The sequence below is a fragment of the Streptomyces camelliae genome (assembly GCF_027625935.1).
Lineage (GTDB): Bacteria > Actinomycetota > Actinomycetes > Streptomycetales > Streptomycetaceae > Streptomyces > Streptomyces camelliae.
The window spans coordinates 5222193-5248800 of the sequence record NZ_CP115300.1; the positions used below are offsets into that span (position 1 = coordinate 5222193).

At 71.0% G+C, this 26608-nt stretch carries 26 protein-coding genes; 16 read left to right on the top strand and 10 right to left on the bottom strand.

Annotation, left to right across the window (positions count from 1 at the left end; all coding sequences use genetic code 11):
- Positions 1–5 precede the first annotated feature (5 nt).
- Positions 6–1736 carry an N-acyl-D-amino-acid deacylase family protein gene (locus O1G22_RS23890; protein ID WP_270083184.1) on the top strand — a complete coding sequence of 577 codons (1731 nt, stop codon included), beginning with the start codon at positions 6–8 and terminating at the stop codon, positions 1734–1736.
- Complete coding sequence (locus tag O1G22_RS23895; RefSeq protein ID WP_270083185.1) at positions 1733–3181, top strand: aldehyde dehydrogenase family protein; 1449 nt, start codon at positions 1733–1735, stop codon at positions 3179–3181. Before O1G22_RS23890 ends, O1G22_RS23895 begins: the two co-directional genes overlap by 4 nt.
- Positions 3182–3301: 120 nt before the next feature.
- Here O1G22_RS23895 and O1G22_RS23900 read toward each other — a convergent pair whose 3' ends face one another.
- Entirely contained in the window at positions 3302–3697 is a 396-nt protein-coding gene (locus tag O1G22_RS23900) for a nitroreductase family deazaflavin-dependent oxidoreductase (protein ID WP_270083186.1), read from the bottom strand.
- 182 nt (positions 3698–3879) lie between these two features.
- On the opposite strand from O1G22_RS23900, the gene O1G22_RS23905 reads away from it, so the two are divergent.
- Genes O1G22_RS23905 through O1G22_RS23920 form a run of 4 tightly spaced genes read left to right on the top strand, consistent with a single transcriptional unit; the run spans position 3880 to position 6953 of the window.
- The gene (locus tag O1G22_RS23905; protein ID WP_270083187.1) at positions 3880–4371 is read left to right on the top strand and encodes a hypothetical protein; all 492 of its coding nucleotides are present in this window, start codon (positions 3880–3882) and stop codon (positions 4369–4371) included.
- A 10-nt stretch (positions 4372–4381) separates the two neighbouring features.
- Entirely contained in the window at positions 4382–6013 is a 1632-nt protein-coding gene (locus O1G22_RS23910; protein WP_270083188.1) for a peptidoglycan-binding protein, read from the top strand.
- A gap of 12 nt (positions 6014–6025) precedes the next feature.
- Positions 6026–6535: a protease inhibitor I42 family protein gene (locus O1G22_RS23915; protein ID WP_270083189.1), complete on the top strand. Its 510-nt coding sequence runs from the start codon at positions 6026–6028 to the stop codon at positions 6533–6535.
- A 25-nt stretch (positions 6536–6560) separates the two neighbouring features.
- Entirely contained in the window at positions 6561–6953 is a 393-nt protein-coding gene (locus O1G22_RS23920; RefSeq protein WP_270083190.1) for a hypothetical protein, read from the top strand.
- Here O1G22_RS23920 and O1G22_RS23925 read toward each other — a convergent pair.
- Positions 6922–8499 carry a CehA/McbA family metallohydrolase gene (locus O1G22_RS23925; protein ID WP_270083191.1) on the bottom strand — a complete coding sequence of 526 codons (1578 nt, stop codon included), beginning with the start codon at positions 8497–8499 and terminating at the stop codon, positions 6922–6924. The two genes, O1G22_RS23920 and O1G22_RS23925, sit on opposite strands and share 32 nt — an antisense overlap.
- A gap of 133 nt (positions 8500–8632) precedes the next feature.
- Here O1G22_RS23925 and O1G22_RS23930 point away from each other — a divergent pair, with 133 nt between their 5' ends.
- The 3 genes from O1G22_RS23930 (at position 8633) to O1G22_RS23940 (ending at position 12761) form a co-directional block, all read left to right on the top strand.
- A complete protein-coding gene (locus O1G22_RS23930) occupies positions 8633–9478 on the top strand; it encodes an LLM class F420-dependent oxidoreductase (protein WP_270083192.1) in 846 nt (281 codons plus the stop codon).
- Between the two features lie 48 nt (positions 9479–9526).
- Positions 9527–12112: a bifunctional FO biosynthesis protein CofGH gene (locus O1G22_RS23935; RefSeq protein ID WP_270083193.1), complete on the top strand. Its 2586-nt coding sequence runs from the start codon at positions 9527–9529 to the stop codon at positions 12110–12112.
- Positions 12113–12197: 85 nt separating this feature from the next.
- Positions 12198–12761, top strand: a complete 564-nt coding sequence (locus O1G22_RS23940) for a hypothetical protein (protein ID WP_270083194.1) — start codon at positions 12198–12200, stop codon at positions 12759–12761.
- Here O1G22_RS23940 and O1G22_RS23945 read toward each other — a convergent pair.
- From O1G22_RS23945 to O1G22_RS23955, 3 genes are all read right to left on the bottom strand, one after another.
- Entirely contained in the window at positions 12754–13275 is a 522-nt protein-coding gene (locus O1G22_RS23945; RefSeq protein ID WP_270083195.1) for a DUF2165 domain-containing protein, read from the bottom strand. The two genes, O1G22_RS23940 and O1G22_RS23945, sit on opposite strands and share 8 nt — an antisense overlap.
- A gap of 81 nt (positions 13276–13356) precedes the next feature.
- The gene (locus O1G22_RS23950; RefSeq protein ID WP_270083196.1) at positions 13357–13710 is read right to left on the bottom strand and encodes a hypothetical protein; all 354 of its coding nucleotides are present in this window, start codon (positions 13708–13710) and stop codon (positions 13357–13359) included.
- Complete coding sequence (locus O1G22_RS23955) at positions 13707–14168, bottom strand: prevent-host-death family protein (RefSeq protein ID WP_270083197.1); 462 nt, start codon at positions 14166–14168, stop codon at positions 13707–13709. Before O1G22_RS23955 ends, O1G22_RS23950 begins: the two co-directional genes overlap by 4 nt.
- 294 nt (positions 14169–14462) lie before the next feature.
- Between O1G22_RS23955 and O1G22_RS23960 the strand changes: the two genes are divergently transcribed.
- Positions 14463–17597, top strand: coding sequence for a tetratricopeptide repeat protein (locus O1G22_RS23960; protein ID WP_270083198.1), 3135 nt, complete (start codon positions 14463–14465; stop codon positions 17595–17597).
- Here the strand turns inward: O1G22_RS23960 and O1G22_RS23965 are convergent.
- On the bottom strand, positions 17585–17770 hold the full coding sequence (locus O1G22_RS23965; RefSeq protein WP_270083199.1) for a DUF397 domain-containing protein: 186 nt from the start codon (positions 17768–17770) through the stop codon (positions 17585–17587). The genes O1G22_RS23960 and O1G22_RS23965 overlap by 13 nt on opposite strands.
- Complete coding sequence (locus tag O1G22_RS23970) at positions 17767–18582, bottom strand: helix-turn-helix domain-containing protein (protein ID WP_270083200.1); 816 nt, start codon at positions 18580–18582, stop codon at positions 17767–17769. The genes O1G22_RS23965 and O1G22_RS23970 overlap by 4 nt, the downstream gene beginning before the upstream one ends.
- A 113-nt stretch (positions 18583–18695) precedes the next feature.
- Between O1G22_RS23970 and O1G22_RS23975 the strand changes: the two genes are divergently transcribed.
- The 4 genes from O1G22_RS23975 (at position 18696) to O1G22_RS23990 (ending at position 20766) form a co-directional block, all read left to right on the top strand.
- Positions 18696–19103 (top strand): ATP-binding protein, encoded by a 408-nt coding sequence (locus O1G22_RS23975; protein ID WP_270083201.1) that lies wholly within the window; start codon positions 18696–18698, stop codon positions 19101–19103.
- 230 nt (positions 19104–19333) lie between these two features.
- The gene (locus tag O1G22_RS23980; protein WP_270083202.1) at positions 19334–20158 is read left to right on the top strand and encodes a helix-turn-helix domain-containing protein; all 825 of its coding nucleotides are present in this window, start codon (positions 19334–19336) and stop codon (positions 20156–20158) included.
- A 35-nt stretch (positions 20159–20193) separates the two neighbouring features.
- Positions 20194–20454 (top strand): helix-turn-helix domain-containing protein, encoded by a 261-nt coding sequence (locus O1G22_RS23985; protein WP_225097819.1) that lies wholly within the window; start codon positions 20194–20196, stop codon positions 20452–20454.
- A gap of 6 nt (positions 20455–20460) precedes the next feature.
- The gene (locus O1G22_RS23990; protein WP_270083203.1) at positions 20461–20766 is read left to right on the top strand and encodes a hypothetical protein; all 306 of its coding nucleotides are present in this window, start codon (positions 20461–20463) and stop codon (positions 20764–20766) included.
- A 10-nt stretch (positions 20767–20776) separates the two neighbouring features.
- Here the strand turns inward: O1G22_RS23990 and O1G22_RS23995 are convergent, their stop codons facing one another.
- Positions 20777–21802, bottom strand: a complete 1026-nt coding sequence (locus O1G22_RS23995) for an alpha/beta fold hydrolase (RefSeq protein WP_270083204.1) — start codon at positions 21800–21802, stop codon at positions 20777–20779.
- Between the two features lie 110 nt (positions 21803–21912).
- Here O1G22_RS23995 and O1G22_RS24000 point away from each other — a divergent pair, with 110 nt between their 5' ends.
- Both O1G22_RS24000 and O1G22_RS24005 read left to right on the top strand, forming a co-directional pair.
- Entirely contained in the window at positions 21913–22680 is a 768-nt protein-coding gene (locus tag O1G22_RS24000; protein WP_270083205.1) for a TetR/AcrR family transcriptional regulator, read from the top strand.
- 95 nt (positions 22681–22775) lie between these two features.
- Entirely contained in the window at positions 22776–23888 is a 1113-nt protein-coding gene (locus O1G22_RS24005; protein ID WP_270083206.1) for an ADP-ribosylglycohydrolase family protein, read from the top strand.
- A 170-nt stretch (positions 23889–24058) separates the two neighbouring features.
- On the opposite strand, the gene O1G22_RS24010 is transcribed toward O1G22_RS24005, so the two are convergent.
- Both O1G22_RS24010 and O1G22_RS24015 read right to left on the bottom strand, forming a co-directional pair.
- Positions 24059–25627 (bottom strand): sodium:solute symporter family protein, encoded by a 1569-nt coding sequence (locus tag O1G22_RS24010; protein ID WP_270083207.1) that lies wholly within the window; start codon positions 25625–25627, stop codon positions 24059–24061.
- Between the two features lie 151 nt (positions 25628–25778).
- The gene (locus O1G22_RS24015) at positions 25779–26567 is read right to left on the bottom strand and encodes an SDR family oxidoreductase (RefSeq protein ID WP_270083208.1); all 789 of its coding nucleotides are present in this window, start codon (positions 26565–26567) and stop codon (positions 25779–25781) included.
- Positions 26568–26608 lie beyond the last annotated feature (41 nt).

Sequence of the window (26608 nt, forward strand, 5' to 3'; positions counted from 1 at the left end):
CGGGCATGCTGGACCACCTCGTCAAGGGCGCCACCGTCGTGGACGGGACGGGTGCACCCGCGTACACCGCCGACGTCGGCATCCGGGACGGCCGTATCGCCGCCGTCGGCAAGGTCACCGAGGACAGCCGCACCACCGAAGACGCACACGGCCTCGTCCTCGCCCCCGGCTTCGTCGACCCCCACACCCACTACGACGCCCAGCTCTTCTGGGATCCGTACGCCACGCCCTCCCTCAACCACGGGGTGACGACCGTCGCCGCCGGGAACTGCGGGTTCACCCTCGCGCCCCTGAACCCCGCCCGCCCCGAGGACGCCGACTACACGCGCCGCATGATGTCCAAGGTCGAGGGGATGTCCCTGGTCGCGCTGGAGGAGGGGGCGCCCTGGAACTGGAGCTCCTTCGGGGAGTATCTGGACGCCCTCGACGGGCGGATCGCCGTCAACGCCGGTTTCATGGTTGGGCATTGCGCGCTGCGCCGGTACGTGATGGGGCCGGAGGCCGTCGGCGGGCAGCCCGACGAGGAGCAACTCACCGAGATCGTACGGCTGTTGCACGAGGCCATGGACGCCGGTGCCTGGGGCCTGTCCACCACCCAGTCCAGCACCCACTCCGACGGCGACGGACAGCCGGTCGCCTCTCGGCATGCCCGGCCCGCCGAACTGCTCGCCCTGGCCGAGGCGGTCGGGCAGCACGAGGGGACGCAGGTCGAAGCGATCGTCGCCGGGTGCCTGGACCAGTTCAGCGACGACGAGATCGACCTGCTGGTGGAGATGAGCGCGGTCGCCGGGCGGCCGCTCAACTGGAACGTGCTCACCGTCGACGCGGCCGTCCCGGAGCGGGTGCCCCGGCAGCTGAGCGCGAGCGAGCGGGCCCGGAAGGCCGGCGGCCGGGTGGTGGCGCTCACCATGCCGATCCTCACCCCGATGAACATGTCCCTCGGCACCTTCTGCGCCCTCAACCTCATCCCCGGCTGGGGACCGGTCCTCGGGCTGCCGGTGCCGGAGCGGATCGCCCGGCTGCGGGACCCGGCCGTGCGGGCGGAGCTGCTGCGCCGGGCCCGGTCCAAGGAGGCGGGCGTCTTCCGGCGGCTGGCGAACTTCGGGCGGTACGTCATCGGGGACACCTACAGCGCCGCCAACCAGGGGCTCACCGGCCGGGTCGTACGGGACATCGCGGCCGAACGCGGCCAGGACCCCTTCACCTGCCTCGTGGAGATCTGCGCCAACGACGAGCTGCGTACGGTGCTGTGGCCCATGCCGACCGACAACGACCCCGGCTCCTGGGCGCTGCGCGCGGAGACCTGGCGGCACGAGGACGTGCTGCTCGGCGGGTCCGACGCCGGGGCGCACCTGGACCGGATGTGCGGGGCGCCGTACACCACCCGGTTCCTCGGGGACTGTCTGCGCGGGCGGAAGCTGGTCGGGCTGGAGCAGGCCGTGAAGATGCTCACCGACGATCCGGCGCGGCTCTTCGGCCTGCGGGAGCGGGGCCGGATCCGGGAGGGCTGGCACGCGGACCTGGTCCTCTTCGACCCGGAGCGGATCGACGCCGGGCATGCCCGGCTGGTGCACGACCTGCCGGGGGACAGTCCCCGCCTGGACTCGGCGGCGATCGGGGTGCGGGCCGTGTGGGTCAACGGGGTCGAGGCGATCCGGGACGACAGGGTCAGCGGGGCCGTACCGGGGAAGGTGCTGCGCTCGGGGCGGGACACGCGGACGGTGAGCACCCGGTGAGGGCGGAGCGGCTGTTCGTCGGTGGGCGGTGGGTGGAGCCGGACGGTGGGCACTATCCGGTGACCGACCCGGCCACCGAGGAGACCGTCGGCCGGGCGCCGGAGGCCTCGCCGGACCAGGCGCGGGCGGCGTGCGCGGCGGCCCGGGAGGCGTTCGGGGTGTGGTCGCGGACCCGGCCGGAGGAGCGGGCGGCGGTGCTGGCGCGGGCGGCGGGGATCATCCGCGACCGGCTGGGGCCGTACGCCGAGCTGGCCAGGGCGGAGACCGGGGCGACCACCGCGACCGCGCGGGCGATGCAGGTCGGGGTGGCCGCCGCCCGGTTCCGCCGGTACGCGAGCGTGGAGCCCGCCGAGTGGCCGGTCGCCCCGCAGATCAACGAGGCCGGGCCGATGGGCAGGGCGGGCGTGATGGGCGCCCTGGCGGTACGGCAGCCCGTCGGCGTCGTCGCCTGCATCACGTCCTACAACAACCCGTGGGCCAACCCGGCGGGCAAGATCGCCCCGGCGCTGGCCATGGGCAACACGGTGGTGGTGAAACCGGCCCCGCAGGATCCGCTGTCCGTCTACCGGATGGCCGAGGCGCTGGAGGAGGCCGGGGTGCCGCCGGGCGTGGTGAACGTGGTCTCGGGGCGGGACGTCGGCGTGGGCGAGGCGGTCGTCGCCAGCGCGGACGTGGACATGGTGAGCTTCACCGGGTCCACGGCCGTCGGCCGGCGTATCGCCGAGGTGTGCGGGCGGGACATGAAACGCCAGCTGATGGAGCTGGGCGGCAAGGGGGCTGCGCTCGTCTTCGACGACGCCGACCTGGCCTCCGCCGTCGCCGGCATCGGCACGACCTTCTCCTTCTACAGCGGGCAGATCTGCACGGCACCGACGCGGGTGCTGGCGCAGCGGGCCGTGTACGACCGCCTGGTCGAGCAACTGGCCAGATACGCCCGCCGGTTGAAGGTCGGCGATCCGTCCGCCCCGGACACGGTGGTCGGGCCGGTGATCTCGGCGGAGCACCGGGCGCGGGTCGAGTCGTACGTCGAACTGGGCCGCAAGGAGGGCGCGACGGTCGTCACCGGCGGTGAACGTCCGCCGCTGGAGCGGGGGTTCTACGTCGCCCCGACCCTGCTCGCCGACTGCGCCAACGACATGCGGGTGGCCCGGGAGGAGATCTTCGGGCCGGTCGTCGTGGTCGTCCCCTTCGACGACGAGGAGGAAGGGATCGCCCTCGCCGACGACTCCGACTACGGCCTGATCGACTACGTCTGGTCTGCCGACGTGGCCAGGGCCTTCCGGGTGGCCCGGCGGCTGCGCGCGGGCGGGGTCGGCATCAACACGGTGGGGCGGAACATGGAGGCCCCGTTCGGCGGGTTCAAGAGGAGCGGGGTGGGCCGGGACGTGGGCTCGTACGCCCTGCACGCCTACAGCGAGGTGCAGGCCATCGTGTGGCCGGGGTGAGGGGCCGGCCCTCCTCGGCCCGCTCAGCCCTCAGCTCCCAGTCCCAGCCCTCAGCTCCCGGTCCCCGGTCCCCAGCCCTCAGCTCCCGGTCCCCGGTCCCCGGTCCCCGGTCCTCAGCCCTCAGTCCTCCAGATCCACCCGCACCGTCAGCAGATCCGTGCCGAACGCCCGTACCGCCGCGCTGTTGAAGCGGGGCAGGGCACGCAAGCGGGTCACGGGGTCGTCGTCGGGGAGGAGGTGGGCGGTGCCGTGATGCCAGCGGCCGGCGATGCGGACACGGACGCGGGGGTCGGCCTGGATGTTGCGGACGTACTGCGACTTGTGGCCGAACTCGGAGACCAGCCAGAAGGACCCGCCGACCCGGCGGCCGCCGACCGGGGTCTGCCGGGGCAGGCCCGAGGTGCGGCCGGTGGTCTCCAGGAGGATCTGGAACGGCAGCCGCCGGTTGAGCGGATTGGCGAGGTGCCGCTGGAAGGCGGTCACGAGGCGGTGCTTGAGGTCGCTGCTGCCTGACATGTCTGTCGCTCTCCTGGTCTCCTGACACACCGGAAGGGGGATGGTGTGTCGGCCCCGTGCGGGGCGTGTGATGCCTGGACGTTCCTACAACTGCCGCGTGTTAGCCTCCCCTGCGGTCGTGAGCTACGCAACGGGGGAGCGGGATGGGCGGGTCGTCGGACGGCTACACGGTGAGGTCCGGCATGTCCGGACAGGCGAACGAGCTGGACGGGGCCGGCGACGACGCCGGGCACATACACCAGGCCATCCAGCCCACCATGTGTTACACGGAGGACGCCCTCGGCGGCCCCGAGGCCGGTGCGGCGTTCAACGCCTTCGCCGCCGCCTGGGTGGACGACGCGGCCACCCTGGAGTCGGCGCTGCACGAACTCGCCGGCAAGGTCCGCCTCGCCAAGGGCGCCTACGCGGGCGGCGACCACGCGGTGGCGACGCGCGCCGCGGCCGTGACCACCGACGCGGCCGGCCTCGGCAACGGGGTCACCACCATGCCGACACCGGCCGGAAGCTCCTACGTCACCACCATGCCGACCCCGGTCGGAAACGCGTACGTCACCACCATGCCGACGCCCGCCACCGGCCCGGACCCCACCACCATGCCGGCGCCCGACGGCGGCGGCCCCGTCACCACCATGCCCGTGCACGCCGACCGCCCGTCGGCCCTCACCACGTACTGAGGGCGGGGCGATGACCGGACTTCTGGGCCTCCCGGACCCCTTCGGTGCCCTCGGCACCCCGGCCGGCCGCCGTGACTGGCTGGCCGACCTCGCCGTGAGCATTCCCAAGGCCGCGGACAAGAACGACCTGCTGGACCAGATCGACAACGCCCTGTTCGTCTCCGCGCCCGTCGGTGACACGGCCACCCTCGAAGCGCTGGGCAAGCGCTACCGGGGCCAGGTCGACAAGGCCGGTGAGCTGCACGACCGTACGGACAAGGTGGCGAAGAAGGGCCTGCCGGAGGTCTGGGTCGGCGACACCAGCGTCCTCGCCTCCGACGGCGTGGCCGCCGCAGCCCGCGCCGCGACCAAGATGGCCGACGCCTTCCAGGGCGGCGCCAGGGCACTGCACGCGCTGGCCGACGCGCTCGGCACCGCGCAGCGGCAGGACGCCGACGGGCGCGCCAAGATGGCGCAGGCCAAGCAGCGGCTCGGCCCGAAGGACAGCGTCTTCAACCTCGGTGACGTGTTCGAGAGCGACGCGGAGAAGAAGGCGACCCTCGACGCGGGGCGGGCCCTGGCCACCGACGGGGTCGACCTCATGCACAAGGCGGCCGTCACCGCCGACGACGCCGTACGCGCCGCCGCTCGCGACCTGAACAAGTGGGCGGCCGAGGCCCGCGCAGGCAAGATGCACACCGGCCGGCTTTCCGCGGTGGACCGGCTGATGCTCGCCGACACCAGCGGCAAGGACGGCGCGGCCGACCTCAACGAGATCCTCACCGCGAACGACCTGGAACGCTCCGGCCGGGCCATGGACCAGCTCTCGCCCGCCGACCGGGCCCGGATGGATCAGCTCCTCGCGGGCGCCAAGACGCCGCAGGAGAAGGCGTACCTGATGAAGGCCCTCGCCGCGGGCCACAGCGTCGACGACATCCAGACCTTCGACGGCAAGATCCACGGCAAGGACCCGGCCTGGCTGCAACGGCATCTCACCCCGATCGTCACCGACGGCGACAGCCTCAAGGACGAGGGGACGAACCCGATCAGCGGTGCCAACATGAACACCCAGCTCCAGGACTTCCAGGGCCAGAACTGGGCACAGGGCGGCGACGGCCAGGAGGGCACCTGTGTCGCCTCCTCCACGGTCACCGCACGCGCCCTGGTCGACCCCGTCTACGCCCTCTCCCTCACCGGCGGACCCAGCGGCCAGGAGGACTCCGCGGAGGCCTTCCGGCAGCGCCTGATCGCCGAACAGCACCGGGTGCACGAGGAGGGGCACGGCGGCGCCAACTGGAACGGCATGGGCCTGCAGGGCAAGACCGAGGTCGTCAACAAGGAGATCAGCCCGGAGACCGGCAGCACGTACGAGATGCACGAGGTTCCGGACGCGAACGCCCGGCGCGATGTCCTGCCGGACATCGAGAAGGCGGTGGCGGACGGCAAGCCGGTGCCCATCGGCGTCCAGGGCCACGACGAGAAGGGCAACCGGGTCGGGCACGCCATGATGATCATCGGCCAGGAGGGTGACAAGCTGGAGATCTACAACCCGTGGGGCAAGACCACCTGGGTCAGCGAGAACGACTTCGTCAACGGAGGCATGGCGAAGGCCAGCGACAACGAGCTGCCCGACGCCTACGAGGTCCACCTGCCCCAGGACTGACGGAAACCAGCGATGACTTCACGTGCACCTCTCCTCGCCCCGGCCGCCCTCCTCTGCCTGCTCGCCCTCACCGGCTGCGGCACGAGCGGCGGGACCGGAACCCCGAGCTCATCGGCGACCCCCAGCGCCTCGGCGACTCCCGCCACCCCCGCGTACGGCACCGAGCACCGGACCCTCGCCGTCGCGCCGGGCGAGCGGTTCTCGCTCACCGTGCCGGCGGCTCCGACCCTGGGCCAGAACTGGTACCTCGCCAAGCCGGGACCGGACGCCACCGTGCTGAAGTACCAGGGCAAACGGGCGGACTACGGCAGCGCCGGCAAGGACGTCGACGGCAGCACCGACGGCACCCAGTCCTTCGGCTTCACCGCCCTGGCGAAGGGCACGGCGACGGTACGGCTGCTGTACTGCCCCATGGACGCGTGTACGGGCAAGCCCTCCGCGTCCCCGTCGCCGTACCCCACCCTGACCGCCCGCCCGCGCGCCCAGGCCGGCTACTACGTCTTCACGATCACCGTCCGCTGAATCAGTGACCGGAACCGAGGCCCTCATGCCCCCAGCACCCGACAGCGACAGCCGCAGCGACGACGAGGTCCTGGCCGCCACCGACGTCGCCATGCTGCTGCGCTACGGCCTGACCCAGGACGCCTTGCGCACCGCGCTGTTCGGTGACGGCGCCGTGGCGGCCGCCGTCACCCTCGACCGGCTCGGTGTGCTGCCGCGCTCGCTGACGTTCCTCGCCGAGATCGTCCGGTCAGGCGGCCTGGCCTACGCGGCCGGGCTGCCCGAGCCGCTGCCGGCCCCGGAGCCGGCCGAGCGCTTGCGCGACTGGCTGACCGGCGCCGCGCAGACCGCCACCACCCCCGAGGCCGAGATCCGCGCCGCCCGCTGGCTGGACGCGGTCGCCGAGATCATCGCCCTGCGGCGGTCCGTCCGTCGCTGACCGCACCGGCCGCCCCGAGGAAGACCGGGTTGGTGAACGCGGCCAGCGCCCCCGGCACCGGCCCGGCCGCCGTCTCGTGCCGCACCTCGGCCCGCACGTACGCCGCGTAGGAGGGCGTCGTACGCCACTCGACCGTGCCCGTGCCCGCCACCGGCAGCGGATCGCTGGTGAACAGCACCCCCTGGTCGGTGACGAACCGCACCGAGCAGCGCGGCGCGCCCGAGACCTCCAGCCGTACGGTCACCGGGGTGTCGGCGGCCACCGCCAGCCGCTCCCCGATGCCCGCCTGCTGCCCGCGCCCGCCCGTCGCCGTGAAGGCGAGGGTGACGTTCTTCGACTCGGCGATGTACGAGCGTCCGGCGCGGATGCCCTCCTGGATCGCCTCCCGGGTCAGGTCGTCGGCGAGGACGACCGTCTGGGGGCTGCCGACCGCGTCCGGGTCGCGGTGGGCGTCGCTGTTGCCCATCGCCGGGAGCCAGGCCCGCCCCTGCCGCACGGAGGCGACCAGCTGGTTGTCCCAGTCGGCCAGGGTCACCTCGTCGTCCGGGGTGTACGGGCCGTTCCACACCTCCACGGCGTCCGCCTCGCCGAAGCCGAACTTCCAGCCGCAGCCGACACAGGTGGCGTGCGGATGGGCGGGGACCACCAGGCCGCCCGCCCGCCGGATGTCCCGCGCGAAGCGGGCCCAGCGGTTGTCCCGGGCCCGGTACCGCCAGTCCACGAACGTGCCGGGCTCGGTGCCGAGCGCCACCACGTGCCCGTTGCGGGTGGTGACCTCCTCGCCGAGCATGATCAGCAGGTCGTCGCCCGCCTGGTCCGCCCAGTGGGGGTGGGCGGAGTGGGTGTTGTGGTCCGAGGAGTTGATGAAGTCCAGGCCCGCCGCCCGCGCGAGAGCCGCGATCTCGGCCGGGGTGCGGCGGCCGTCGGAGTACCAGGAGTGCAGGTGGCAGTCGCCCCGGTACCAGTCCCGGCCCCGCCCCTTGGCCCGGGACGGCGGATACACGGGCCTCGGGGTCTCGCCGGGGTCGCCGTAGGTCAGCGTGATGGTCAGCTCGTACATCAGCCCCTGCGGCGCCACCGTGTAGGGGCCCAGCACGACGTACCAGGTGCCCTCCCGCATCGGGCCGGGGATGTACCCGGGGGTCGCGTCGTCGGCCCGCACGAAGAACTCGGTGCGCGCCCCGCCCGACCAGCCCCGGAAGCCCCGGCCGCCCAGCTCGGTGCCGTGGTCGTCGAAGAGGCCGATGTCGAGGGCGTTGCCGGGGGTCCCGGCCGGGACGGACGGCTTGTCGTAGGTGTAGGAGACCCTGAGCTCCCGTACCCCGGCGGGCACTTCGACCGGGACGTACACGAAGTCGGGGGAGCCGGGCGGCAGCGTCCCGCGCACCGTCCGCGTCTGCTGTCCCTGCCCGTCCGCCGCTGCGAAGCTCACGCTTCCCAACGTAAGGGCAGCGGCGGCGCCCGTCACGAACAGCGCGCGTCTGCCGATGCCGTGAGTGTGCTCGGGAGCGTGCTCGTGAGTGTGCTCGTGCGTGTCGTCACACATGGTGGTCACTCTTCCGTCCGGGTGTGAACTCCCGTGAAAGGGAAGGCGATTGACGAGCGGGAGTTGATGGACGGAAGGGTAATGCCGACTGGTCGGTATGGACAGGCGGGTCTCGGCTCGGTAGAGATGGGACATGCGTATCGCCGTCACCATCTTCCTCACCGATGAGACCGTCACGCCGGTCCGGCTCGCCCGCGAGCTGGAACAGCGCGGCTACGCCGGCCTCTACCTGCCCGAGCACACCCACATCCCGGTCGAGCGGACCACCCCGTACCCGGCGGGCGGCGAGCTGCCGCGCGAGTACGGCCGCACGCTGGACCCCTTCGTGGCCCTGGGCCAGGCCGCGGCCGTCACCGAGCGGCTCGGCCTCGGCACCGGTATCACGCTGGTGGCCCAGCACGACCCCATCGCCCTCGCCAAGCAGATCGCCACCCTCGACCACCTCTCCGGCGGCCGCTTCACCCTCGGCCTCGGCTACGGCTGGAACGTGGAGGAGGCCGCCGACCACGGCGTGCGGTGGCGTACGCGCCGGGAGCTGGTCCGGGACCGGATGCGGCTGATGCAGGCACTGTGGGCCGGGGAACCCACCGCCTACGAGGGTGAGTTCGGCGCGGTCCGGGCCAGTGACGCCCACCCCAAGCCGGCGCAGAAGCCGCGCGGCCCGGTCACCGGCCCGCGCACGCTCGTCGGCGGGACGGCCGGGCCGAAGCTGTTCGCGCACATCGCCGAGTACGCCGACGGCTGGCTGCCGATCGGCGGGCGGGGCCTCACCGAGTCCCTGCCGGCGCTGCGCACGGCCTGGGCGGACGCGGGCCGCGACCCGGCCGCCCTCCAGGTCGTCCCGTACGCGGTCCTGCCGACCCCCGGCAAGCTCGCCCACTACGCCGAGCTGGGCATCGAGGAGGTGGTGCTCCAGCTGCCGTCGGCGGGGGAGGCCGAGGTGCTGCGGGCGTTGGACGGCTACGGCAGCTTCCTGTAGGCCGGGCGGCGCCGTTGGCCCTGATCACGTCGAACGTATGGTGGAGGGATGACGACTTCCGCGACCTCCGGAACCGGCCCCACCGAGAACTCCATGCGTCGCGCCCTCAAACGCGCCCGGGACGGCGTCGCCCTCGACGTGGCCGAGGCGGCGGTGCTGCTGCAGGCCCGCGGCGAGGCCCTCACCGACCTCGCCGCGTCGGCCGCCCGGGTGCGCGACGCGGGCCTCGAACAGGCGGGCCGGCCCGGTGTCATCACGTACTCGAAGAGCGTCTTCATCCCTCTCACCCGGCTGTGCCGGGACAAATGCCACTACTGCACCTTCGCCACCGTCCCCGGCAAGCTGCGCCGCGCCGGGCACGGGATGTTCATGTCCCCGGACGAGGTGCTGGACATCGCCCGCAAGGGTGCCTCGCTCGGCTGCAAGGAAGCCCTCATCACCCTCGGCGACAAGCCGGAGGACCGCTGGCCGGAGGCGCGCGAGTGGCTCGACGCGCACGGCTACGACGACACCATCGCCTACGTCCGCGCCATCTCCATCCGCATCCTGGAGGAGACCGGCCTGCTGCCCCACCTCAACCCGGGCGTCATGACCTGGACGGACTTCCAGCGCCTGAAGCCCGTCGCCGCGTCGATGGGCATGATGCTGGAGACGACCGCACAGCGGCTCTGGTCCGAGCCCGGCGGCCCCCACTACGGCTCCCCGGACAAGGAACCGGCCGTACGGCTGCGGGTGCTGGAGGACGCGGGCCGCTCGTCCGTGCCCTTCACCTCCGGGCTCCTCATCGGCATCGGTGAGACGTACGAGGAGCGCGCCGAGTCCCTCTTCGCACTCCGCAAGATCTCCCGGGCCTACCACGGCATCCAGGAACTGATCATCCAGAACTTCCGCGCCAAGCCGGACACGGCGATGCGCGGCATGCCGGACGCCGAACTGGACGACCTGGTCGCCACGGTGGCCGTCGCCCGGCACCTCATGGGCCCGTCCGCCTGCCTCCAGGCCCCGCCGAACCTGGTGGACAGCGAGTACGAGCGGCTGATCGGCGCCGGCATCGACGACTGGGGCGGGGTCTCGCCCCTGACGATCGACCACGTCAACCCCGAGCGTCCCTGGCCCCAGATCGAGGAACTGGCCGCGAAGTCGGCAGCGGCCGGCTTCTCCTTGCGCGAACGCCTCTGCGTCTACCCGGAGTTCGTGGGCCGCGGCGAGCCCTGGCTGGACCCGCGGCTGCGCCCGCACGTGAGCGCGCTCGCCGACCCGGAGACGGGGCTCGCGCGCGAGGACGCGGTGGTCGAGGGCAGGCCCTGGCAGGAGCCGGAGGAGGCCTTCGTACCGACCGGCCGCACGGACCTGCACCGCACGATCGACACCGAGGGCCGTACGAGCGACCGCCGGGACGACTTCGATGAGGTCTACGGCGACTGGGAGGCGCTGCGGGAGGCGGCCGCCCCGGGGATGGCGCCGGAGCGCATCGACACCGACGTACGGCAGGCGCTGCGCACGGCGGCGGACGATCCGACGAAGCTGACGGACGCCGAGGCGCTGGCCCTGCTGCACGCGGACGGCCCGGCGCTGGACGCGCTGTGCCGGGTGGCCGACGACGTGCGCAGGTCGGCGGTCGGTGACGACGTCACGTACATCGTCACCCGGAACATCAACTTCACCAACGTCTGCTACACCGGCTGCCGCTTCTGCGCCTTCGCGCAGCGCAGGACGGACGCCGACGCGTACACGCTGTCCCTGGAGCAGGTGGCCGACCGCGCCCAGCAGGCCTGGGACGTGGGCGCGGTCGAGGTGTGCATGCAGGGCGGGATCCACCCCGACCTGCCGGGCACGGCGTACTTCGACATCGCACGGGCCGTGAAGTCCCGCGTCCCCGGGATGCACGTGCACGCCTTCTCGCCGATGGAGGTGGTGAACGGCGCCACCCGCACCGGCATGTCGATCCGCGAGTGGCTGACGGCGGCCAAGGAGGCGGGCCTGGACTCGATCCCCGGCACCGCCGCCGAGATCCTGGACGACGAGGTCCGCTGGGTGCTGACCAAGGGCAAGCTGCCGACGGCGACGTGGATCGAGGTGATCACGACGGCCCACGAGCTGGGCATCCGCTCCTCCTCGACGATGATGTACGGCCACGTCGACCAGCCGCGCCACTGGCTGGGCCATCTGCGCACCCTGGCCCGGATCCAGCGGGAGACGGGCGGCTTCACGGAGTTCGTCACGCTGCCCTTCATCCACACGAACGCCCCGGTCTACCTGGCGGGCATCTCCCGTCCGGGCCCGACGACGCGGGACAACCGGGCGGTGACGTCAATGGCGCGCCTGCTCCTGCACCCCTGGATCCCGAACATCCAGACCAGCTGGGTGAAGCTGGGCGCGGAGGGGGCGGCGGAGATGCTCCGCTCCGGTGCGAACGACCTCGGTGGCACGCTGATGGAGGAGACGATCTCCCGGATGGCGGGCTCGTCGTACGGCTCGTACAAGTCGATCCGCGACCTGGTGGCCGTCGCCGAGGCCGCCGGCCGCCCGGCGAGGCCGCGCACCACGTTCTACGGCGAGGTGCCCGAGGAGCGGCAGCGGGCGGCCGAGGCCTCCGACGGCCACCTGCCCGACCTGCTGCCGGTCCTGGATTGAGGTAAGAGACCGAGAAGAGACTGAGTACGATGATCCGACCCCGAACCATCTAGACGGGGCCCTGTAGCGGAGGAGATGCGTACCCGTGGCTGCCCGACTGCCCTCCTGGGCCTGGGTCACCGGTCTGACGGCTGGGGCGACCGCGGCCGTCGTCGCCCTCGCCGTACAGGCGAACCACGGGCCGCACCCGACGGCCGCCGTGGCCGACGGCAAGCCGTCGGCCACGGCGAGCCCGCACGCCTCCGCCACGCCCCACGCCTCGGCCCCGCCCGCGCCGCCGGCCGCGTCGGGCGAGGGCCGCCGGATCGTGTACTCGCTCGGCGAGAAGCGGGTGTGGCTGGTCGACGCGACCGGCAAGGCGAACCGCACCTTCCCGGTGTGGCCGGGCACGGTGAGCCCGCAGCCCGGCCGTTACTCGGTCACCCTGCGCATCCAGTCCCTCAAGGGCTCGGACGGCGTGGAGATCGAGCACGTCATGTACTTCACCAAGGTGTCCGGCGTGAACATCGCCTTCTCCAACGCCCTGGACGGCTCCTCACCGCCGCCGGCGGACGGCAAGAAGCTGGGCGGCATCCGCATGCCGAAGCCGGACGGCGCCGCCCTGTGGTCGTTCGGCGATCAGGGGACGTCGGTGACGGTCGTCAGCTAGCGGCTTCCGGTTCCGGGCGGGCGGGCAGCAGGTTGACGACGAGGGCGACCCCGGTGAGCACGATGATCCGGGTCGCCGCCTCCAGCCCGTTCCAGGTCTTCGACTGCCACATCGAGAACCACTCACCGCCGATCGCGATGAATCCGGCACCGAAGAGGAGCAGCAGCATCAGCAGCCCGTAGGTGGAGATGCGCCGGGCGAGACCGGTGTGGCGCCGAGCCCAGAGCCAGGTCCCCCAGATCAGCACGAGCGCCGCCACGGTCTCCCACACGATGATGAGGACGTACGCGGTGTCCTGGAGCCCCTTGCTGGTGATGGCCCGCCACATCAGGTCATGGTCATGGAACGTCGTGTCCATCGCCAGCACATGCCGCACGAACTGCTGGTTGGTCCCGAAGTCGGTGATGTTCCCGAGCGCGACGAGGGCGATGTAGAGGGCGAGTATGCCGGTGAGGACTCCGGCGGCCAGACTGAGGCTGGAATGACGGGAGTTACCTGTGGGGGTGGTGGTCATGGCTGGATTCTCCCCCGGCGGGAGCCGGGTCAGCACGTGACCATTGCGCCAGAATGAAGAGGCGGGCGGCGGGAAAGGCGGCTACTCGGTGTCCCTGGGATGACGGGTGGACGCGTAGACGAGATGAACTGTGCGGCGCGCTTCGTCGACGAGGTAGCGCACGCGACCGCCCGCTGTCACCTCGTACTCCCACTGGGGGTAGTCCCGGCCGCCGAGATTGCCCGTGCCCAGACGGCCGCGCAGCCGGTGCTGGCGGTCGGGATCCGATCGGGACAGAGGGTCACTGCGTAACGCCTCGAAACAGCGCCGTGTGTTTCCCGGTGCCTCTGCGCCCAACTCGCCCCAGCCCTTCGCTGCTTCGTTCGTCGCGAAGCGCAGGTGCCATTCCTGGCCCACCGGCGGCGGGGCCACGTCGTCGCCACGCTTCGGGCTCACGGCGCGGTCACCTCACCGTGGTCCTCGTCCGGCAGCCGCCGGGTGAGTTGCGCGGTGAGTTCGGGATCGGCGAGAACGCGTGCCGTCGCGCGCCATTCGACGACCACTCGGTGGAGATTGGCGTGGACGTCCAACTGAGCCGCGTCGTATGTGGCGTCGATGAGCTCGGCCACGAACTGCTTCAGCTCCTCCGCCGACAGATGACGGACCCATGGGAAGACCGAGGGGAGCGCGCGGAGTATGGCCCGCTCACCGGCGTCGCTGCGGACGAGGGCGGCGAGCAGGCGGGCCGTGATGTCCGCCGTCTCCTCGCGCTGCTGGTCATGGCGCGCTGTCGTCAGGTAAAGATCCTCGCCGTCCCGGCGCGTGATGTGTACACGCTGAGCCTGGTCGAGTGTCTCGGCGACACGCTTCGAATTCTTCGAGAGCTCGGAGAATGCGACCGTGGGAGTGGACATGGTCCGACCGTACTTCGGAATGTATTCCGAAGTCAATCTGTGTGCGACTGTCCGAGTGCTCGTGTCTCTGTCAGACTTCTGACGGACGGGACGGGGGTGGGTTGGATGAGGCCGACGCGGCCGTCGATGCAGGAGCTGATCGGACGGCGAAGGAGGGCGGGCTTTGTCGGCCGCAGCGATGAACGGGCGGCGTTTCGGGTCAATTTGGACCTGTCCGCCGAGGATGAACGCCACCGTTTCCTCTTCCACGTCCACGGTAACGCGGGCGTCGGAAAGACCTTCCTGTTAAGGGAGTTGGAACAGACGGCGCGGGAACGCGGGGCGCTGACGGCGTACGTGGACGAGGGCGTGGGGAACGTGCCGGAGGCGATGGCGGTCATCAGCCGTGAATGCGCCCGGCAGGGAACGGAGTTCAAGAAGCTCGACCGCGCGCTGGCCTCGTACCGGGAGCGCCGGCATGAGGCGGAGGCGGTGGCCGCCGGGCTGGACGCCGCGCAGGACGGTCCCTCACCGGTGACGGCCACGGTGGCGCGGGCGGGGCTTGCGGGCCTTGGGCTCATACCCGGCGCGGGCCCGTTCGTGGGCGCGGTCGATCCTGCCCAACTCGCTCAGTACGCCGACCGGTTGCGACGAGGGCTCAGCGCGAGGTTCAGCAGCCAGGACGACGTACAGCTGGTGCTGTCCCCCGAGCGGGCACTGACGCCCAAGCTGCTGGACGAGCTGACGGACGTGGCGTGCGCCGTACCGTGGATCATCCTGTTCTTCGACACGTACGAGCGGACTGGGCCGTTCCTTGACGGCTGGCTGCACGACCTGATGACCACCGACGATTACGGCGCCCTGCCCGCCAACGTGGTCGTGGTCACCGCGGGCCAACATCCCTTCGACAGGGCCCGCTGGGGCGGCTTCGCGGACTTCATGACCGAGATACCGCTCGGGCCGTTCACGGAGGCGGAGGCGCGGGGGCTGCTGGCGGATCGCGGTGTGGTGGCCGAGCCGGTGGTGGCGGAGGTCCTGCGGCTGACCGGGGGACTGCCGCTGCTGGTGTCGACCCTGGCCGAGCAGCACCCCGCCGACCTGGACGACATCGGCGACCCCAGCGCGACGGCGGTCGAGCGTTTCCTGAAGTGGGAGCAGGACTCCGACCGCCGGTCGGTGGCCCTCGCCTGCGCGCTGCCCCGGGGGCTGGACATGGATGTGTTCCGGGCGGTCGTCAACTGCCCGGAGGAGGAAGCGGACGCGCTCTTCGGCTGGCTGCGGAGGCTGCCCTTCGTCGTCGACCGAGGGGACCGGCTTCGTTATCACGACCTGGTGCGCGAGCAGATGCTGCGGCTGCTGCACCGACGGTCCTCGCGTGGCTGGACGGAGCGGCACACGGCACTCGTCGCGGTCTTCGGCCGCTGGCGTGAGGAGGCAGCCGACGGCGTCCGCCCCGATGAACTGTGGGAGCACGAGACATGGCGGTCGCTGCGCCTGGAGGAGACATATCACCGGCTCTGCGCCCGGCCGCGCGCGGAGCTGTCCGGGGCGCTGAGGGGCGTGGTCGAGGCCTGTTGGTGGGAGCTGGTGGACGGCCGCCGCTGGGCCCGCATGCTGGAGGAGGCGGGGGCGGCGGCGGACGACGCGGTTCTGCGGGACTGGGGCCGACGGCTGCGGGACGAGCTGGCGGACGATCAGCAAGGAGTGATCAAGGCCGTAGATCTGCTTCTGTCCCGGTCGGGGCTCGATGTCTCCGGGCGAGCGCTGGCCCGCGCGCTGCGGGGAAGACAGCTGAGGCGGAGCGGGGAGTACCGGCAGGCACTGGCCGAGTACGACCAGGCCGTCGCACTTGGCGAGCGGGCTTCGCTGTCCGACGCGGACCAGGTACGCCTGTACTTCGGTCGCGGAGTCACCCGCCGACTGCTGGGTGACCTCCCGGCCGCGATGGCCGATCTGGACCGGGCGGAGGCTCTGTCTCCCGACGATGTGGACATTCTTCGCGCGCGTGGCGAGACCCATCGGCGTGCCGATCGGTTCGAGGAGGCCGTTGCCGAGTTCGACCGCGCTCTCGCCCTGGTCCCGACCGACACCATCTCTCTCGCGGGGAGAGCGCTCTGTCGGCAAGAGCTGGGACGCCAGGACGAGGCGCTCGCCGACTTCGATCGTGTAGTGGACCTCGCAGGCTACTACTGGGCGCTGGTTGGCCGGGCGCTGATACGTAGCGAGCGCCAGGAGTGGGACGAGGCTATCGCAGATCTGGACCGGGCTGCCTCCCTCGCGCCGGAGGAGGACTGGGTGGCGTACCAGCGAGGTGATGCCTATCGGCTGGCCGGCCGGTACGAGGATGCGATCACCGAGTTGGGCCGTGCCGTCCAGCTGAAACCGGACTACGCGGGGGCCCTGGCCAGCCGTGGGGCGGCCGCCCATGAGCTGGGTCGGTACGAGGATGCATTAGCCGACTTTGATCGCGCTCTCGAACTGGAACCCGACTATGCGTGGGCCCTGGGGCATCGGGCTGGCTGCAAGCTCCAACTGGACGATGAGGAAGGAATGTTCGCGGATCTCCGGCGGGCCATCGAGGCGGATCCAGACCTCGCCTGGATTCACATCGAGCTGGGCGAGGCGTATTGGCGTACTCATCAATACCGGGAGGCCCTGCCCTTCCTCCACCGTGCGCTGGAACTGGAACCCGACAGCGACTGGGCACTCGGGCTCCTGGGCGCCACCCACCGTGGCTTGAGGGACTATCCGGAAGCCCTCCAGTACTTGGACCGGGCGGTGGCCCTGAACCCCGAATACGGCCGGGCACTGAGCCAGCGTGCCATGGCCGCCATGGCAGTCGGCCGCACGGAGCTGGCCCTGGCCGACCTGGACCGGTGCATCGCCCTGGAGCCGCACGTGGACTGGGCCTGGCAGCAGGCCGTGGACCTGCTGATGCGGTGCGGTCGATGGCCCGAGGCCCTGGAACGGCTGGCCGAGGCGGACCGCCTGGGGCTTCCCGAGGAAGTTCTGGAGGAACAGCGCGCGGAAGCGTACCGGCACGCTCGTCAGTGGGCGGCGGCCAGACGAGAGGGGGAGCGGATACGACAGCGGGATCCGTTGGAGGGCACCTTCCAACTCGCCTTGTCCGCCGGCGGGTCCAACGGTTCGATTGAGGCACGGCCACTATGGCAGGAGGTCGAGCGATTGCTGTCGTCGGCCGACCTGGAAGATCCGGCCCGCGTCTTCGTTCAGTGCGTCGTGGGCTGTGCCCGGGACGATTGGCCCGTCGCCGACGCGGCGCTGACCCGCCTGCTGGCCGACGAACAGGACTGGGACGACCTGGCTTGGCTCGCAGCCCTGCTCGCCGAGCTGATGGCCGCCCCAGGAGCGGACCGCGCCCGCATGGCGCCCCGGCTGGCAGCGGTGGAGGCGGCCCGGGACGCCGTCCAGGCGCGTTATGCGGAGTGAGCGGCGAAGTCCAGGAACTCGGTCCAGGTGGTGTCGCTGACGGCGAGTCGGGCGCCATCCTTGTTCTTGGAGTCGCGGATGTGGATGGTGACGGGGGTTATGGCTACTTCGACGCAGTCGGGGCCGTCGTTGCTGCTGTAGCTGCTCTTGAACCACATCAGCGTCGAGGTCATGTCTCTTCTCCCAGCACTTGCTTGATGAAGGCTTGCGACTCCCGAGGGGAGAGAGCCTGCGAGCGGATCATTCCATAGCGCATCTCCAGGATCTGTACTTCCCGGGGATCACTCACCAGGCGACTGTGCAACTGGACCTCCAAGTGCCCCAGGGTCTTGCCGTTCTGGAGTTTCAGCAACCGGAAGGGACCGGCCATGCCCGCATGTTCCTCGTCGCGGTCAGTGGGCATCACCTGGATCTCGATGTGCCTCAATTGCCCGATCTCCAACAGGTGTTCGAGCTGCTTGCGCAACACCATTTTGCCCCCGATGGGGCGCCGTAGCGTCACCTCTTCCTGGACAAACGTGATCAGCGGTCGAGGCGTCCGATCGAAGACAGTCTTTCGAGCCATGCGCGCTGCGACGAGGCGGTCGATCTCCTCCTCGGCGTAAGCGGGCCGTCGCATCGCGTACAGGGCTTGGGCATACTCCGTGGTCTGCAACAGGCCGTGGATGTGATGGTTCGAGTAGGCCCCCATCTCGATGGCCTCGTCCTCCAGCTTGGCCAGATCCCGAACGTTCTTCGGGTACTGAGCCTTCTCCACGTCCTCCTTCATTGCAGACAACTTCCCGCCCGCGCCCAGCACTTCATCGGCGCCGTCCAGAAAGTCGGGCTTGGGAGACCTCCGCCCGCGCTCCACGGACGAGACCATCTCCTCGCTGTACCGGATCCGCTTTCCCAGCTCTGCCTGCTTCAGCCCGGCGGCCTCCCGCCAGACCTTGATCTGCCGTCCGACCGCCTTGAGTACGGCCTCGGCCTCCTCGTCCTCCACGTTGCCCCCTTGCGACGTACGAGCCGTACGACCACGCCAACCGCCCGGACAGTCACGTTGCGTACTGTGGTCGTCACTGTTCAGAGTAGGGACAGGTGGCCACGCTGGGTGACATGAATCAGAAGAATCACCTCGGAATCCAGCTCTCGGCGACCCGAAGAGGCGCCCGCCTGGCCCGGCTCCTCACCGAGCGCCAACTGGACGAGTGGGGCGTGCCGTTCGAGGAGGCGACGCAGGTGGTGGCGGAGCTGGCGTCCAACGCCGTACTGCACGGACGCGCACGAGGCAGGGACTTCCGCCTGGCTCTGGCCCTGCACGACGACGGCACCCTCCGCATCGAGGTGACCGACGCCCGGGGCGACCGGGTCCCGTTGCTCCACGACCCGGTGACCGAGGACTCGGAAGGCGGCCGGGGTTTACGGATCGTGGCGTCGTACGCGGACCGCTGGGGCGTGAAAGAGGGGGCGGCCGGAACCAAGATCGTCTGGGCGGAACTCGTGCCGGGTCGTGGTGGGCCGTGACCCGGTGCCGCCCGACGCCAAAGACCAAAGAATCTGGGAAAGAACCAACCCAACCCACCCCGCCGCCCCCGTCGCTCACCCTCCGGAGTGAATATGCCCAACGCAACTGGCGCGGCGGGGCAGTTGTGGTGCAGCGTCGGCAACGGCAACAAGTCCAGACATGCATCGGCCCTCGCCGGGACTGGCATCCCAGTGCGAGGGCCTGATCACCGAGGAAGAAGCGCTTCCCGATGACGTACAAGCAGCGTAACGCGCGCCCGCCCGCGAAGTCCTCCCGTTCCCATTACGGCGTCACCCATGTGAAGGAACGCCTGGACGGAAACTTCACCGTGATCAGCAACGAGCTGCTCCAGCACCCGGAGCTGTCCTCGTTGGCGAAGGGCATCGGAAGCTACATCCAGTCGCTGCCTGAAGGCACCCCGGTCGGCATCAAGGCACTGGCCGAGCAACTGCCCGAAGGAGAGACCAGCATCGCCTCCGCCCTGCGTGAGCTGGAGAAGTACGGGTGGCACTGGCGCGACAGGGAGCGGCTTGAGTCGGGCCAGGTGGTGACCCGGACGTACTCGTACAACAGGCCGCGTCACGCGATGGTCGAGGCCGCACGGGGTCCCGAGCCGGCCGCCGCCTCCACCCCCGTGCCCGCCCCGGCGAAGGCCCCGGTGCCCGCGCCGTCGGGCAAGGCCGCCGAACTGCTCGCCGGGCTCCGTGCCTACGACTCCCGCCTGATTCTCAGCGAGCGGGACGTACAACGCCTGGCGCCACTCGTCACCAGGTGGCTGGAGCGGGGCGTACCGCCCGCGGGCGTCGTACGCGCGCTCGCCACAGGCCTGCCCAAGGGGCGGATCAAGCACCCGGCGGCCTTCCTGGCCTACCGCCTCACCGCCCAACTGCCTCCCCAGCTGCCGACCCGGCCCCCGGTCCCGCGCGACCTGCCCGCAGCGTCGTCCTCACGCCCGGATCCACTTCAGACCTGCGACGGCTGCGACCGGGCCTTCCGGTCGGCACAACCCGGACGCTGCCGTGACTGCCGGGCGCCGTCCGAGAGAGCGGCTTGACCGGCCGTAACCTTTCGAGAGAAGAGCATTTCGCGATGACCTACCAGTACAAGCCGCTGGTCTACCGGTACCGGCCCACCCCCAAGGCAGTGCGCGCCTTCTCGGGTCACGAGGACCTCGCCCTGCATCCGGGCTTGTCCGGCATGGCCATCGGCCTCGGCGTCCACATCCGCTCCCTGCCCGAAGGCACCCCCATCAGCGTCAGGACACTGGTGGAACAGCTCCCGGAAAGCGAGTTCGAGATCGCCGCCGCCCTCCAGGAACTGCGGGACCACGGCTTCCTGCCCAAGGCCTGACGGCCCGTGCCCGAGCTGACACCGGATGCGCTGCGGGCAGCGGTCGCTCGCCTTGCTCCGAGGAGGACCCCGGCCCTCACCCAGCACCTCTTCGAGGCCGCGACGAACGCCCAGCGGGCCCGGAGCCTCGCCCCGCTGCGTGCCTTCGTGCACAGCTGGGCCGTGTTCGTCGCCATCGAACGGCACCCGGTACGCGCGGCCCGGCTGAGGGAGTTGGAGCGGATTGTGGATGCGGGGGAGGAGGACCCGGCGGCGGCCATCGCCGAGATCCGAGCGATTCGGGAGGCGGCCGAGGCGGAAGCCGGCCTCTGACGCCCTGTCCTCAGCGCCCCACCGCCTCCCCCGTCACCACCGGCCGCACCTTCGTCAGCATCAGGTCCAGGAACTGGTCCGGGTGCCGGAATGACGCGAAGTGGCTGGCGTTCCGGATCAGGGCGAAGTCCTTCACGGGGGCGGTGACCGCCTCGTAGTAGCGCTGGGCCGGTTCCGGTGGGGTGAGGACGTCGCTGTCGCCCTGGAAGAGGAAGAAGGGGAGGCGGAAGGCGGTGCCCTCGGCGTACTCGTCGATCGTCATGGCCTGGGGGCCGAGCTGCTCGGAGAAGGTCATGCCCTTCAGGTACGCGCGCAGGTCGCGGAGGGTGTGGAGCGGGGAGAACCAGAGGGAGCGGATCACGACCGTCTTCATCGTGTCGTAGGTCAGAGGGTCGGTCGTGACGACCGTCTTGGCGTACAGCGACCACTGCTCGGCGGTCCAGGCCGCGCGGTCCGGGCCCATCGCCGCCACCTTCGCCCGCTCCTTCTTCTTCCCCGCCTTCTCCAGCCGGGCCAGCAGCGCCTCGTAGGCGGAGGAGTCCCGGCTGCCGCCGATGATGTTCTGGTCGGTGCCCACGTACGCCGAGTACAGCTCGGGGTGGTTGCGGGCCAGCCGCAGGCCGGTGACCGAGCCGAAGCTGTTGGCGACCAGCAGCACCTTGTCGACGCCGAGGCGGGCGCGGATGTGGGCCGTGACCTCCAGGGCGTCGGCGTAGAGGCGGTCCAGGGTCATCTCGGCCTGGCCCTCGGGGCCGGTCCCCGCGAAGGTCCTGCCCGCGCCGCGCATGTCCCAGCGGACGATCGTGAAGTGCTGCTCCCAGGCCCTGGTGCGCGGGATGAAGATCAGGTTGGACGCGCCGGGGCCGCCGTGCAGCTCCAGGATCACGGGGTTCGAGCGGTCCTCGCCGCGGATCGAGATCCACTGGTCGATGCCGCCGATCCGGACGTACGACGCCTCGTCGATGCCGTTCGGCGTCCGGATCTCCAGCTTCTTCGCGTTCGCCCGGCGCTTGAGGGCGCGGTAGGTCAGCAGCATGGGTGTTCCCCCTAAACTGTTTATGTCGTCAGCTGTTCTCTGGCGTTTACGGTATATACAGTTGTCTGGCCGAGTCAACGGACTTCGCCAAGCCGAGTGGGAGGGACCTCGTGACCGGACGGAACGCCGGACGGAACGCCGGACGGAACAAGGAGCAGCAGGACGGGCCCCGCGATCCGCGAACGACCCTCGCGCTGCTGTGGGGCGAGCAGGAGAAGCCCACGCGCGGGCCCAAGCCGAAGCTGTCGCCGGAGCGCATCGCCGCGGCCGCCGCCGAACTCGCCGACGCGGAAGGGCTGGACGCCGTCTCCATGAGCAGGGTGGCGGCCGGCTTCGGTGTCTCCGCGATGGCCCTGTACCGGTACGTCCCCGGCAAGACCGAACTCGTCGCGCTGATGGTGGAGTCCGTGCTGGCCGACGCCCCGGAGCTCGCGGGGGTCCGGGACGGGGACTGGCGGTCGGCCGTACGGGCGTGGACCCGGCAGTGCGCGCACGTCTATGCCGCTCACCCCTGGCTGCTCGGCGCCATCGCGATGCGCCGCCGGCTCATGGGCCCCTGTGAGCTGCGCTGGCTGGACACCGCGCTCGCCGCCCTGGAGCCCACGGGCCTCGGCGCGGCCCAGCGTCACCAGGTCTTCCTGCTGCTCATCGGACTCGTCCGCAACCTCGCCCAGCAGCGCGGCGACTACGACGCCGAGGAGGACGCGGAGTGGGACCGGCTCAGCGGCGAACTGCTCGCCCGGCACGCCGACCGCTTCCCGGCCCTCACCAAGGCGATCGCGGAAGGTGTCTTCGACCCGGCCGGTATCGATCCGCTCGACTTCGGGCTGGACCGGATCCTCGACGGCGTCGAAGCGCTGGTGGCTGGGCGGGAATGACCCATGGGGGCGGGTTTGCCCCCGTGAACGGAACGTTCCCCGTCGATTACAGTGCCTAGCGTCGTACGGGCGGACGGTGCCGTGAGGAGGTCTCGGTGGGTACGACATCCGGTGCCGTCTGGGGACGAGCCGAGCAGCAGGACTTCCGTAGCAGGGTGCGCGGCACCCTGCTCGGGGTGGCCGTGGGCGACGCGCTGGGCGGGCCCGCCGATCCGCTGTCCCTGGAGGAGATCCGGGCCGCCTACGGCCCCGAGGGCCTGCTGGACCTCGCCTTCGGGCACGGCCGGCGCGGCACGGTCACGCACCACACCCAGCTCACCCTCTTCACGGTGGACGGGCTGATACGTGCCCAGGTACGCCGGGACACCGGCGCCTGGCATCCGCCGACCGACGTGCACCGGGCGTATCTGCGCTGGGCGGCGACCCAGCGGGACTGGGGGCCCGACGAGCGCCGTAAGGACGACGGCTGGCTGGCGCGCGAGGAGTGGCTGTACGCCCGCCGGGAGCCCAGCCGGGCCCTGCTCATCGGGTTCGGCGACGAGACGATGGGCACGCTGGAGACGCCCAAGAGCCCAGGCGAGCTGGGGCCGGAGGCGGTCGCGCGCTCGGCGCCGTTCGGGCTGCTGGTCGGCTGGGAGCCGCAGCTCGTCGCGCAGCTGGCGGTGGAGTGCGCGGCGCAGAGCCACGGGCACCCGATCGCCTACCTGTCGGCGGGCGCGTACGCCGTGATCGTGCACGCGCTGGCCCGGGGTGAGAGCCTCGACGGCGCCGTCCAGCGCGCCCTCGGCCTGCTCTCCGCCCGCCCCGGGTACCAGCCCGTCGCGGACGCCCTTCAGCACGCCCTGGGTGCCGTACGCCAGGGCATCCCGAGCCCGACGCGGGTGGAGGAGCTGGCCGGGGACGGTACGGCGGACGGGCTGCTGGCGGCGTCGGTGTACTGCGCGCTGGTGGGGGAGGACGTGCGGCACGGGCTGTGTCTGGCGGTGAACCAGGGCGGGCCCTCGGCGGCGGCGGGCGCCCTGACCGGCGGTCTGCTCGGCGCCCTCCACGGCGAAACGGCCCTCCCGCCGGCCTGGCTGACCGAACTGGAGGGCCGCCCGACCCTCCTGGAACTGGCCGACGACTTCGCGATGGAGATGACCCAGGGCCCGGCCCTGCACGGCCCGGCGGGGTCGTCGCCGGGGTGGCTGGCGCGGTATCCGCGGTAGTCGTCCCAATTCCCTGGCGGGCAAAGGGGTTTACTCGGCTTCGTACACACGGAAGAGGGTTCGTCCGGCTCCGTCGGTCACTCGGTGTCCTCACGCCGATACATTGGGAAGCGGAACCAGGAGATCGAGTTCCGTTCCCAGCTCTCGTCCCACCCTCGGGCCCGACACGCCTAGTCCGCCGCCGGTGCCCCGATCACGTCGTCCCCGGCGACCGCGGGCACCGGCACCGCCGCCACTCCGCCCCCGTCCGAGTTGACCTTCTCGATGACCGCGAGGCGCTCCGGGGTGTCCTCGGGCTTCACGTAGCCGATGGCGATGTACAGGACCAACGACACCGCCAGTGGGACCGAGACCTGGTACTGGAGGGGGACTCCGCCGGAGACGTTCCAGTTGATGGGGTAGTTGACCAGCCAGAAGGCGAGCAGGCCGGCCGCCCAGCTGGTGAGGGCCGCGGTGGGGCCGGAGCGGCGGAAGGGGCGGAGCAGGCCCAGCATCATCGGGATGGCGATCGGGCCCATCAGGCCGGCCACCCACTTGATGACGACCGTGATGATGTCCTTGAACGCGGGGGAGTTGACCTGCGTCGCCACCGCCATCGACAGACCGAGGAAGACCACCGTCGTCACCCGGGCCGCGATCAGACCCGTCCGCTCCGACCACGCCCGCGCCCGCTGCGACAGCACCGGCGCCACGTCACGGGTGAAGACCGCCGCGATGGCGTTGGCGTCGGAGGAGCACATCGCCATGGTGTGGGAGAAGAAGCCGACGATGACCAGGCCCAACAGTCCGTGCGGCAGGAGCTGTTCGGTCATCAGGCCGTAGGAGTCGGAGCCGTCCGGCTTCTGGGCGTGGACCAGGAGCGGGGACATCCACATCGGGAAGAACAGGACCACCGGCCAGATCAGCCACAGGGCCGCCGACAGCCGGGCGCCGCGCTCGGCCTCGTACGCGCTGCCCGTGGCCATGTAGCGCTGGGCCTGGTTGAGCATGCCGCCGTTGTACTCGAAGAGCTTGATGAAGAGGAAGGCCAGGAGGAAGACCGTGCTGTAGGGGCCGACGAGCGGCTTGCCGTGGCCGTGCAGGGCCGGCTGGTTCCAGGCGTCGAAGAAGCCGATGTGCTTGTCGTTCAGTTTCAGGACGACCGCCACGAACATGGAGACACCGGCCAGCAACTGGATCACGAACTGGCCGAGTTCGGTCAGCGCGTCCGCCCACAGGCCGCCGATCGTGCAGTACACGGCCGTGATCGCGCCGGTGATGAGGATGCCCTGGTTCAGGGAGACCCCGGTGAACACCGACAGCAGGGTGGCGATGGCCGCCCACTTGGCGCCCACGTCCACGATCTTCAGCAGCATGCCGGACCAGGCGAGCGCCTGCTGGGTGCGGAGGTTGTAACGGTTCTTCAGGTACTCCAGCGGGGAGGCCACATGGAGCCGGGAGCGCAGCCGGTTGATGCGCGGTGCGAACAGCTTCGACCCGATGGCGATGCCCAGCGCGATGGGGAAGGACCAGGTGACGAAGGAGGTGACCCCGTAGGTGTAGGCGATACCCGCGTACCCGGTGAACATGACCGCGCTGTAGCCCGACATGTGGTGCGAGATGCCGGACAGCCACCAGGGCATCTTGCCGCCGGCCGTGAAGAAGTCGGAGACGTTGTCCACGCGCTTGTGTGACCAGACGCCGATCGCGACCATCACACCGAAGTAGCCGATGAGCACGGCCCAGTCGAGACTGTTCATGGGCTCGATCGTGGGTGTGATCGCATGGACACGACAAGCAAGCGGCGGGTCAAGTCACGGTAAAATCGTTCTGCTTGGTGACCATCGTTCAGTGACATGAACTGCGAGACGACCTGCGATGTGGACAGCGATATGGACGCGACGTGACCCGCTATCGCATCAGCTCCCCCGCGTTGACCAGCAGCGACTGCCCCGTGATCGCCCGCGCCCGGTCCGAGGCCAGGAATGCCACCGCGTCCGCCACATCCCCGTCCGTCGCCAGGTCCGGCAGTGCCATCCGCTCGGTCAGCCGCCCCAGCACCTCCGCCTCCGGCACCCCCTCCGTCTGCGCGGTGAACCGTACGTACGCCTGCACCGGCGGCCCCCACATCCAGCCCGGCAGCACGGTGTTGACCCGGATCCGGTGCGGCCCGAGCTCTCGTGCCAGCGAGTACATCGCGCTCGTCAGCGCCCCCTTCGACGCGGCGTACGCCGCCTGCCGCACCTGCGAGGGCGCCGCGACCGCCGACTGGGTCCCGATGAAGACGACGGACCCGCCCCCGCCCGCCCGCAGCGCCGGCAGGCACGCGCGCGTCATCCGCAGTGTCCCGAGCAGGTTCACGTCGATGACCGACTGCCAGGTCGCGAAGTCCGCGTCCTCGACCCCGCCGAAGTAGGAGTCCCAGGCGGCCACGTGCACCACCGCGTCGATCCCGCCGAACCGCTCCCGCGCCAGCGCGGCCAGCGCCGCGCACTGCCCCTCGTCGGTGATGTCCGTGGCCCGGTACGCCGTGTGCGCGCCGGCCGGATCGATCTCCGCCGCGCTCTTGGCGAGGTTCGCCCCGGTGCGCGCGCCCAGGACGGCGTTCCCGCCGTCCCGTACGACGGCCGCGGCGACCTGATGACCCAGCCCGGCGCCGACTCCCGATACGACCACTGTCTTGCCTGCGAGCAGGGACATCGGTGCCTCCCGCGGTCTGGCGCTTTATCTGACGGAGCGTC

Bases quoted from the DNA above. Each gene is read 5' to 3' on its own strand.
- O1G22_RS23910 (WP_270083188.1), top strand. From the start codon at position 4,382: ATGACCGGACTTCTGGGCCTCCCGGACCCCTTCGGTGCCCTCGGCACC.
- O1G22_RS23995 (WP_270083204.1), bottom strand. From the start codon at position 21,802: ATGCTGCTGACCTACCGCGCCCTCAAGCGCCGGGCGAACGCGAAGAAG.
- O1G22_RS23945 (WP_270083195.1), bottom strand. From the start codon at position 13,275: ATGACCACCACCCCCACAGGTAACTCCCGTCATTCCAGCCTCAGTCTG.
- O1G22_RS23920 (WP_270083190.1), top strand. From the start codon at position 6,561: ATGCCCCCAGCACCCGACAGCGACAGCCGCAGCGACGACGAGGTCCTG.
- O1G22_RS24010 (WP_270083207.1), bottom strand. From the start codon at position 25,627: ATGAACAGTCTCGACTGGGCCGTGCTCATCGGCTACTTCGGTGTGATG.
- O1G22_RS23975 (WP_270083201.1), top strand. From the start codon at position 18,696: ATGAATCAGAAGAATCACCTCGGAATCCAGCTCTCGGCGACCCGAAGA.
- O1G22_RS23900 (WP_270083186.1), bottom strand. From the start codon at position 3,697: ATGTCAGGCAGCAGCGACCTCAAGCACCGCCTCGTGACCGCCTTCCAG.
- O1G22_RS23930 (WP_270083192.1), top strand. From the start codon at position 8,633: ATGCGTATCGCCGTCACCATCTTCCTCACCGATGAGACCGTCACGCCG.
- O1G22_RS23925 (WP_270083191.1), bottom strand. From the start codon at position 8,499: ATGTGTGACGACACGCACGAGCACACTCACGAGCACGCTCCCGAGCAC.
- O1G22_RS23915 (WP_270083189.1), top strand. From the start codon at position 6,026: ATGACTTCACGTGCACCTCTCCTCGCCCCGGCCGCCCTCCTCTGCCTG.
- O1G22_RS23905 (WP_270083187.1), top strand. From the start codon at position 3,880: ATGTCCGGACAGGCGAACGAGCTGGACGGGGCCGGCGACGACGCCGGG.
- O1G22_RS23985 (WP_225097819.1), top strand. From the start codon at position 20,194: ATGACCTACCAGTACAAGCCGCTGGTCTACCGGTACCGGCCCACCCCC.
- O1G22_RS23935 (WP_270083193.1), top strand. From the start codon at position 9,527: ATGACGACTTCCGCGACCTCCGGAACCGGCCCCACCGAGAACTCCATG.
- O1G22_RS23980 (WP_270083202.1), top strand. From the start codon at position 19,334: ATGACGTACAAGCAGCGTAACGCGCGCCCGCCCGCGAAGTCCTCCCGT.
- O1G22_RS24015 (WP_270083208.1), bottom strand. From the start codon at position 26,567: ATGTCCCTGCTCGCAGGCAAGACAGTGGTCGTATCGGGAGTCGGCGCC.
- O1G22_RS23965 (WP_270083199.1), bottom strand. From the start codon at position 17,770: ATGACCTCGACGCTGATGTGGTTCAAGAGCAGCTACAGCAGCAACGAC.
- O1G22_RS23955 (WP_270083197.1), bottom strand. From the start codon at position 14,168: ATGTCCACTCCCACGGTCGCATTCTCCGAGCTCTCGAAGAATTCGAAG.
- O1G22_RS23890 (WP_270083184.1), top strand. From the start codon at position 6: ATGCTGGACCACCTCGTCAAGGGCGCCACCGTCGTGGACGGGACGGGT.